The 6,897-nt window shown below is 53.4% G+C and carries 12 protein-coding genes; 4 read left to right on the top strand and 8 right to left on the bottom strand.

What is annotated here, in order from left to right:
- From PN477_RS08840 to PN477_RS08855, 4 genes are all read right to left on the bottom strand, one after another.
- On the bottom strand, window positions 1–211 hold a 211-nt coding region (locus PN477_RS08840; RefSeq protein ID WP_272147171.1), incomplete at its 3' end, for a hypothetical protein.
- A 21-nt stretch (window positions 212–232) separates the two neighbouring features.
- Window positions 233–436 carry a hypothetical protein gene (locus PN477_RS08845; RefSeq protein WP_272147174.1) on the bottom strand — a complete coding sequence of 68 codons (204 nt, stop codon included), beginning with the start codon at window positions 434–436 and terminating at the stop codon, window positions 233–235.
- 23 nt (window positions 437–459) lie between these two features.
- On the bottom strand, window positions 460–708 hold the full coding sequence (locus tag PN477_RS08850) for a type II toxin-antitoxin system RelE family toxin (RefSeq protein ID WP_272147176.1): 249 nt from the start codon (window positions 706–708) through the stop codon (window positions 460–462).
- A 7-nt stretch (window positions 709–715) separates the two neighbouring features.
- Window positions 716–883, bottom strand: coding sequence for a hypothetical protein (locus PN477_RS08855; RefSeq protein WP_272147178.1), 168 nt, complete (start codon window positions 881–883; stop codon window positions 716–718).
- Between the two features lie 148 nt (window positions 884–1,031).
- Here PN477_RS08855 and PN477_RS08860 point away from each other — a divergent pair, with 148 nt between their 5' ends.
- From PN477_RS08860 to PN477_RS20990, 4 genes are all read left to right on the top strand, one after another.
- Window positions 1,032–1,310, top strand: coding sequence for a hypothetical protein (locus PN477_RS08860; protein WP_272118854.1), 279 nt, complete (start codon window positions 1,032–1,034; stop codon window positions 1,308–1,310).
- Window positions 1,297–1,752, top strand: a complete 456-nt coding sequence (locus PN477_RS08865; RefSeq protein ID WP_272147181.1) for an HNH endonuclease — start codon at window positions 1,297–1,299, stop codon at window positions 1,750–1,752. Before PN477_RS08860 ends, PN477_RS08865 begins: the two co-directional genes overlap by 14 nt.
- Window positions 1,753–1,966: 214 nt before the next feature.
- Entirely contained in the window at window positions 1,967–2,170 is a 204-nt protein-coding gene (locus PN477_RS08870; protein ID WP_272118855.1) for a hypothetical protein, read from the top strand.
- Between the two features lie 63 nt (window positions 2,171–2,233).
- Entirely contained in the window at window positions 2,234–2,422 is a 189-nt protein-coding gene (locus tag PN477_RS20990) for a ParE family toxin-like protein (RefSeq protein ID WP_420377942.1), read from the top strand.
- 166 nt (window positions 2,423–2,588) lie between these two features.
- Here the strand turns inward: PN477_RS20990 and PN477_RS08875 are convergent, their stop codons facing one another.
- The 4 genes from PN477_RS08875 to PN477_RS08890 all read right to left on the bottom strand — a co-directional run.
- Window positions 2,589–3,155: a 3'-5' exoribonuclease domain-containing protein gene (locus PN477_RS08875; RefSeq protein ID WP_272118857.1), complete on the bottom strand. Its 567-nt coding sequence runs from the start codon at window positions 3,153–3,155 to the stop codon at window positions 2,589–2,591.
- A complete protein-coding gene (locus PN477_RS08880; protein ID WP_272118859.1) occupies window positions 3,149–3,910 on the bottom strand; it encodes a 16S rRNA (uracil(1498)-N(3))-methyltransferase in 762 nt (253 codons plus the stop codon). The genes PN477_RS08875 and PN477_RS08880 overlap by 7 nt, the downstream gene beginning before the upstream one ends.
- A 15-nt stretch (window positions 3,911–3,925) precedes the next feature.
- A complete protein-coding gene (locus tag PN477_RS08885) occupies window positions 3,926–5,248 on the bottom strand; it encodes a GAF domain-containing sensor histidine kinase (RefSeq protein ID WP_272118861.1) in 1,323 nt (440 codons plus the stop codon).
- 251 nt (window positions 5,249–5,499) lie between these two features.
- On the bottom strand, window positions 5,500–6,897 hold a 1,398-nt coding region (locus PN477_RS08890), incomplete at its 5' end, for a DEAD/DEAH box helicase family protein (RefSeq protein WP_272118863.1).

Below are 6,897 nucleotides of genomic sequence, written 5' to 3' on the forward strand. Positions count from 1 at the left end.
CCGCCAACCGCAACACCTCACGCCCCTGCCCCGCCTGCAACCAATCCACCAACGCCGCCACCGTCACTCGACACCCTGGCAACCGCTGCAACGCCGCATCACCCCGCTGCCCCCCAATCACAAACCCCGCCACCGATCGCAACGCCCTTACAAAATCCGGCCCCTGCGGTTCAGCCTTCCGTTTTTTCTTCTTCCCAAACGGCCAACACATAGCCCCCTCCAAAATTTTAAGTTACCCTAACAAACCCAATTCCTGTTTAACCTGTTCCAAGGTTAAACGAGGCGAACCCTCATCTTCCGCCTTAGCCAATTGTAAATCTTCCCAATCTTCCACATCAGCGAGTAATTCCTGTAAAGCCAAAAACTCCTCATAGGGCAAAACTACATATTCCGTGCGCCCATCTTTCGGTAAAAATTGTGGATGTAACTGAACCATAGTTATTGACTCCTTGAAATTCCTTAAGAATACGCTTGGCTGCGATGTTTAACGCGATAAACAATAATCGAATCTGCTTCAACCTCAAATAAAATGCGGTAATTGCCAACTCGTAAACGATAAGCCGGTGAGAAATTTTTTAGCCGTTTGACATCTCCTTGTAAATCCACCCTTAATTGCTCGATTTTAACCAGAATCCGTTCCTGATTGGTTCGCGTTAATCCTTGCAAATCTTTTAATGCACGCGGTCTAAACTCCACAGCATAATTCATTAATTTGCTATCTCCCCCGCACCCAGTCCACCAACGCCTCCACCGTCACCCGACACCCCCGCAACCGCTGCCCCTCGATCACAAACACCGCCACAGAACGCAACGCCCCCTCAAAATCCGGGCCTTGCGGCTCCACCAGCTCCGACTGTTTCTTCTTCCTAAACGGCCAAACCATAGCCCCCTCCCCAAAAAAACATCCCCCTATCCTAACCCAAAACCCCAAGGGCGCAAGCATTGCGCCCCTACAAGCACATCGTAGGGGCGCAACGCTTGCGCCCTCCCTTGCACCCCCCGCATACCGCCTCTCCCCTTCAACAAACCCAATGGATACAATAGAAACACCCACTCACAGCCAGCCGATGCAAGTCCTGATCAACCCTCCTAACCTCATCGAAACCGGGATCACCGTCGAAACCCAAGACAATCTCCGGTTTTTCAAATTTACCGAACCCTTACAAAACCGCCTCGAAGAACTCCTCGACAAAAACGCCACCACAACATTAACCGAAGACGAACAAACCGAACTCGATGCCATTGGCGAACTAGATCGCTTATTTACCTATCTCAACTCCCTGCTCATCGCTAACCATGCCCCTCAATGATCTTGTTCGCCAACGAGTCCGAAAACGGGCAAACTATTACTGTGAATATTGTCACTCACCCGAACGAATCAGCGCATCTCGTTTCACCATCGATCACATTCAGCCGCGATCACTCGGTGGTTCTGATCAGCTAGATAACCTAGCATTAGCTTGCCGTCGTTGTAACCAGAGACGCTATAACTTTACCGTCGGTAGCGATCAAAAAACCAACTTGATCACCCCAATTTTTAACCCACGCACACAACAATGGTCAGACCATTTTATCTGGTCAAAAGATACGCTCCGAATTATCGGAACAACACCCACAGGACGCGCAACCTGCCAACGACTCGATCTCAATGATGAACGTTATCAGGGCGATCGCAACATTCGCGAAACCAGACAAATTTGGCATCAAGCAGGCTGGCATCCCCCACAGCATGATCCAATCCAAAACGATTGAGAAGTTGCTTCTTCTTCCCAAACGGCCAACACATAGCCCCCTCCCCAAAAAAACATCCCCCCATCCTAACCCAAAACCCAAGGGCGCAAACGTTGCGCCCCTACGATGTGCTTGTAGGGGCGCAACGCTTGCGCCCTCCCTTGCACCCCCTACCACCTCTCCCCTTCAACAAACTCAATGGGTACAATACAAACACCAATTCAATGCAATCCCCATGGCCCTCACCCTAGAACAGATCCAAGCTGAAATCAACGCCCTCCCCCCCCAAGACATTGCCTACCTGCGAGAATGGCTAATCGCCCAAGATTGGCAACAATGGGATCAACAAATTGAAGCCGATAGCAACAGCGGCAAACTTGACTTTCTTTTTGCAGAAGCAATGGATGCCAAAAAAACAGGAACCCTGGAAGATTTATAGGTACATCGCACAACACCCCAATTTTGGCAACGCTTCTACCAACTTCCTCCCGACATCCAAAAAATAGCCCGAAAAAACTTCAGCCTATTAAAGCGCGATCTGAATCATCCTTCACTACAATTCAAAAAAGTCGGCAAATATTGGTCAGCCCACATCGGACTGAATTACCGCACCCTCGCTGTTCAAGATGGCTCGGATTTTATCTGGGTCTGGATTGGTAGTCACAATCAATACGACCAGATGCTGAATTAATTAACCGCCATCACGACTTAAAAAGTGCGTTGGACTGGTCAAAATTCTTTGATCATACAACTTGATCAACTGCTCCTCATGCAGCGTTGCTAAACCATAGGTCTTGCCCTTTAAATTCACAAACTCAACCGCAAAAAAACCGATTCATACATCTCAAGAATAGTTCTCACTTGCCCCCGGTATCAATTTTTTGGGGGTAAATTCGTCGTGATTGGAGTTTGTGGTAGCAGGCTTGGGCGAGTTTGGCATCGTCGAGGGCGTTGTGGAGGGTGAGGGTGGAGAGTCCGGCGAATTGGGCACGATCGCACGTCGCATCCAAGCCCGCGCAGTGAAATAGAGTTGCGAGATCGTAGGGGTTATAGTGCAGGCCGGGGGGGAGTTGTTGGGAACCGCCGAACAGTTCGCAAAATAAGACCCAATCGTAGGCGGGACAGTCGGCCCAGAGTTCGATGCGGTGGAATTGGGCGAACCAAGTGCGGAGGGTTTGGGCGATGGTGGCGCGATCGCTTTTCATGCGGTGGTGGCGATCGCCCAATGTTGGGATATGACGCTCACAATCGGAAAACGATAGATGGGGCATCACATTCGCCTCTAGCCAGGGGTTGAGTTGGTGGGGGTCGTAGTCGTTAAATTCGGCGTAAAAGGTGCGATCGCAGTCCGCCACGAGGCCGAGACTGATCAGCGTTGTCTGTTGATGGAGGCCGGTGAATTCCGTATCCAAAAAAATCAACATTGTGAATCCTCCCCAGACGGAACAGGATGAACCCGGTTTTGCTCTTGCCAGGCGGCAATCGTCGCCGCCGCCGCCACGGGAGCCGTGACCGCCCGTAAAATGCGCCGCCCCAAGGAAACGGGACGAAACCCAGCGGCGATCGCTGCTGCCTGTTCTTCGGGAGTCCAACCGCCTTCGGGGCCCGTGGCGATCGCCAGTTCAGTACCGGATCGGGGTAGGGAGTCGAGAACCGTCGTGAGAGGGGGGGAATCACCACGAGCGAGGGCGATCAAGGCTGTGGTTTGGGTTCCTGGGTCTAAACTGTCGCGGAAGGGGAGCGGGTCATGGACGACGGGCACGATCGCCCGCTCGGATTGTTCGGCGGCTTCTTGGGCGATGCGTTGCCAACGGGTGAGTTTTTGGGGACTGGGTTTTAGAAGGGTGCGATCGCTGATCACCGGCTGAAATCGACTCACGCCTAATTCCGTTCCGCTCCGGATGATGTCTTCAAAGCCGCTCCCCTTCGGCAGTGCCACGATCAGGGTTAGGGGGTGGGGTAGTTCTGTGCCGAGTTCGAGGGGATCGAGCAAGGTGGCCCAATCCTCGGCCAGGGCGGCGATCCAGGCTTTGCCCCTGCCGTTAATCACAATGCAGCGATCGCCCGCCGTCAACCGCAGCACCCGATAGAGATAATGCTGTTGGTCTGGGGTGAGGTGAATGCGATCGCCGTGCTGCTGCGTCGGTGCGATCGCCAAGCGATAGAGATGCTGTCCCATCAATACCCTCCTAATTTACTGAGAGGACACCGCTACATCAGTGTGGGGGCGCAGCACAGGATTGCAGTCGCGACAGTCCTGACAGCCGGCACTATGGTCATGGGGCGGGAACGGAACACCATCGAGTAAAAACGAAAATTCACTACCCCGATGGGGTTCACTGGTAATGATTAACTGACTTTTCATCTGGCTTAAATAGGACTGACAGAGAATCAGCCCCAGCCCCATGCCTTTTTCCTGCTGCGTGCCCCGTTTGGAAAAGCGAGTCGAAATACAGTGAACTTTTTGCAGTTCCTCCGCCGTCATCCCCATCCCTTCATCCTTAACCCCCAGGCGAATCTGAGATTCGTGCTCGACGGCAAACACCGTGACGCGATCGCCCTGCCGAGAAAACTTAATCGCATTACTCAACAAATTCCGCAACACAATTTCCAATAATTCCCCATCCCCCCACACAGAATGCGTCGTGTGTAATTCACAGACCAAATCAACCCCTTTCCGTTGGGCATTCTGCCGTACCCACGCCAAGCTCGCCGCCGTAATCTCGGCCAGGGGACAAGCACATAAATCCACATCTGCCCCCCGCATTTGATCCTCTGCCCATTGCAGCACATGGTTGAGATGGGCAACACCTTGTTCTAATTCAGGGCGGATTTGCTGCATCAAGGTGTTCACGTCTTCAGCACTGAGGCCATTCTGAAACAGATCGAGAATTGATTCTAACGACGCGAGGGGGCTGCGCAAATCATGGGACAGCAGCGCCAAGGTCTGATCTTTTAACGTATTGAGCGATTCTAAGGTCTGCTTTTGTTCTTGGATCAGCGTGAGGCTTTCTTCTAGGTGTCGCTGCCGGAGGCGGAGTTCGAGTTGTCGTTCGACTTGGTGGGCTAAGACTTTGAGGGCTTGACGTTGGAGCGGTGTCAGTTGGCGAGGGTAGCGATCGATCACACAAAGCGTGCCAAATTTATGGCCCGAAGCCGCATAAAGAGGTTGGCCCGCATAGAAGCGAATTTCTGGGCCATGGGTCACTAAGGGATTATCAAAAAAGCGTTCATCCTGGGTGGCATTGGGAACCTCCAGAATGTCATCGCCCTGGATGGCATGGGCACAGAAGGCTTGATCTTTCGGGGTTTCACAGGCATCAATGCCATGGCGCGCTTTAAACCATTGCCGGTGATCATCCACCAGCGAAATTAAAGAAATCTCAGCACCGCACACTTGCGCTGCCAAATCCACGAGATCATTAAAATCCTGTTCTTCGGGCGTGTCTAGAATGTCATAGCGTAGCAGTTCTTTGAGTCGCTCCGCTTCATTGGGAAGGGGTTGGGCAGGAATCATGACAATTGGGTGTCGAAAAAACCAGTCTGGCGTGATTGCAGATGTTCGGAACAAAAGACCATCATGCGATCGCATTGCCAGCATGATCTTTGATTTACTCACTAGCGATCGCCCTACATCGGCAGCAATATGGGGTTGGATAACAAGTTGCGCATGGATAAAACCCCATAGTGTTAGAGTATCTTGACTGATGACCTGAATGGAGTATCCCTCAACATATTGATACTCTCCTGGATACTCCCCGCCTCTGCCTAAACATCATAGTCGGGTGGGGTGGATTCGGCAGCTTTGGGGGTGGGGCGGCCCGTGCCGTAACGGGGCAGGAGTTCGAGTTGGGCGGCGGCGGGTTGGGGGGTGCTGCGGCGGCGTTCAGAGGTGCGTTCTTCGCTGGTGTCGGTGGCGATCACTTCGTAGAGGATGGCGAGTTTATCGGGGCTGTTGCCTTTGCGTAAGACGCGGCCGAGACGTTGCACATATTCCCGCGTTGAACCTGTGCCGGAGAGGATGATCGCGATCTGGGCATCGGGCACATCAACCCCTTCGTTAAGGACATGGGAGGCGGCGATCACACCATAATCACCGCTGCGGAATTTCTGGAGGATGTGATGGCGTTCTTTTACCGGGGTTTGGTGGGTGAGGGCGGGAATTAAAAACTCGCGGGAGATGCGGTAAACCGTGGCGTTGTCGTTGGTGAAGATTAAGATCCGGGCGGGGTAATGGGTGGCGATCAGGTCAGCGAGGGTGCGCAGTTTGCTATCGGTGCCATTGGCGATCGCTTTTGCCTCCCGGTGGGCGAGCATGGCCCGACGACCGGCGGCCGATCGCGCCGAAGCCCGCACGAATTCCTGCCAACCCTCTAAACTGCCGAGAAAGATCCGCGAGTCTTGTAAAAATTGGTTGCGGGTTTGGATTGCGTCGTCGTAGCGATCGCGCTCCTCATCGGACAGGCTTACTTTGATTTGCCGCACTTCATGGTCGGCGAGGGTCTTGCCGGACAGATCATCGGGGGCTTTGCGGTAAATAATCGGGCCGATCAGGTGGTCTAGCTCCTGGTGGGAATCATCGGCGCGTTCGGGGGTGGCACTGAGGCCGAGGCGATAGGGGGCGATCGCATATTCAGCAATCACCCGAAAAAAATCCGTCGGCAAATGGTGGCATTCATCAAAAATCAGCAGCCCGTAGAGATTCCCCAAGGTTTCCGCCTGGATCGCCGCACTGTTATAGGTGGCCACCAAAATCGCGGTGCGATCCTTCGAGCCACCCCCCAACAGCCCCAACTCCACCCCCGGAAAGGCCGCCTCTAGTTCGGCATACCATTGATGCATCAAGTCCAGGGTGGGGACAACGATCAGGGTGGAGCGGGGGGTGGAAGCGATCGCCAATTGAGCCAGAAAGGTTTTACCCGCTGCCGTGGGGAGAACCACAACCCCTTGCCGCTCGGACTTTTTCCAGGCTTGGAGGGCTTCGGCTTGGTGGGGATAGGGGGTTTTTTGAAAATTAGCGTTGAGGTCGAGGGGAAAAAATGCCTTGGCCTCATCGACAAACTCCACCTGATCGCCCTGGAGGGTTTCCACGAGGCCGCGATAATGCTGGGCGGGAATGCGAAATTTTTCGATGCGATCGTCCCAGGTGGCAAAGTCGATCCAGCC

The organism is Spirulina subsalsa CS-330 (genome assembly GCF_028330765.1).
GTDB lineage: Bacteria > Cyanobacteriota > Cyanobacteriia > Cyanobacteriales > Spirulinaceae > Spirulina > Spirulina subsalsa_A.

Coding starts and splice junctions, on each gene's coding strand:
- PN477_RS08845 (WP_272147174.1), bottom strand. CDS start 436: ATGGTTCAGTTACATCCACAATTTTTACCGAAAGATGGGCGCACGGAA.
- PN477_RS08850 (WP_272147176.1), bottom strand. CDS start 708: ATGAATTATGCTGTGGAGTTTAGACCGCGTGCATTAAAAGATTTGCAA.
- PN477_RS08855 (WP_272147178.1), bottom strand. CDS start 883: ATGGTTTGGCCGTTTAGGAAGAAGAAACAGTCGGAGCTGGTGGAGCCG.
- PN477_RS08860 (WP_272118854.1), top strand. CDS start 1,032: ATGGATACAATAGAAACACCCACTCACAGCCAGCCGATGCAAGTCCTG.
- PN477_RS08865 (WP_272147181.1), top strand. CDS start 1,297: ATGCCCCTCAATGATCTTGTTCGCCAACGAGTCCGAAAACGGGCAAAC.
- PN477_RS08870 (WP_272118855.1), top strand. CDS start 1,967: ATGGCCCTCACCCTAGAACAGATCCAAGCTGAAATCAACGCCCTCCCC.
- PN477_RS08875 (WP_272118857.1), bottom strand. CDS start 3,155: ATGTTGATTTTTTTGGATACGGAATTCACCGGCCTCCATCAACAGACA.
- PN477_RS08880 (WP_272118859.1), bottom strand. CDS start 3,910: ATGGGACAGCATCTCTATCGCTTGGCGATCGCACCGACGCAGCAGCAC.
- PN477_RS08885 (WP_272118861.1), bottom strand. CDS start 5,248: ATGATTCCTGCCCAACCCCTTCCCAATGAAGCGGAGCGACTCAAAGAA.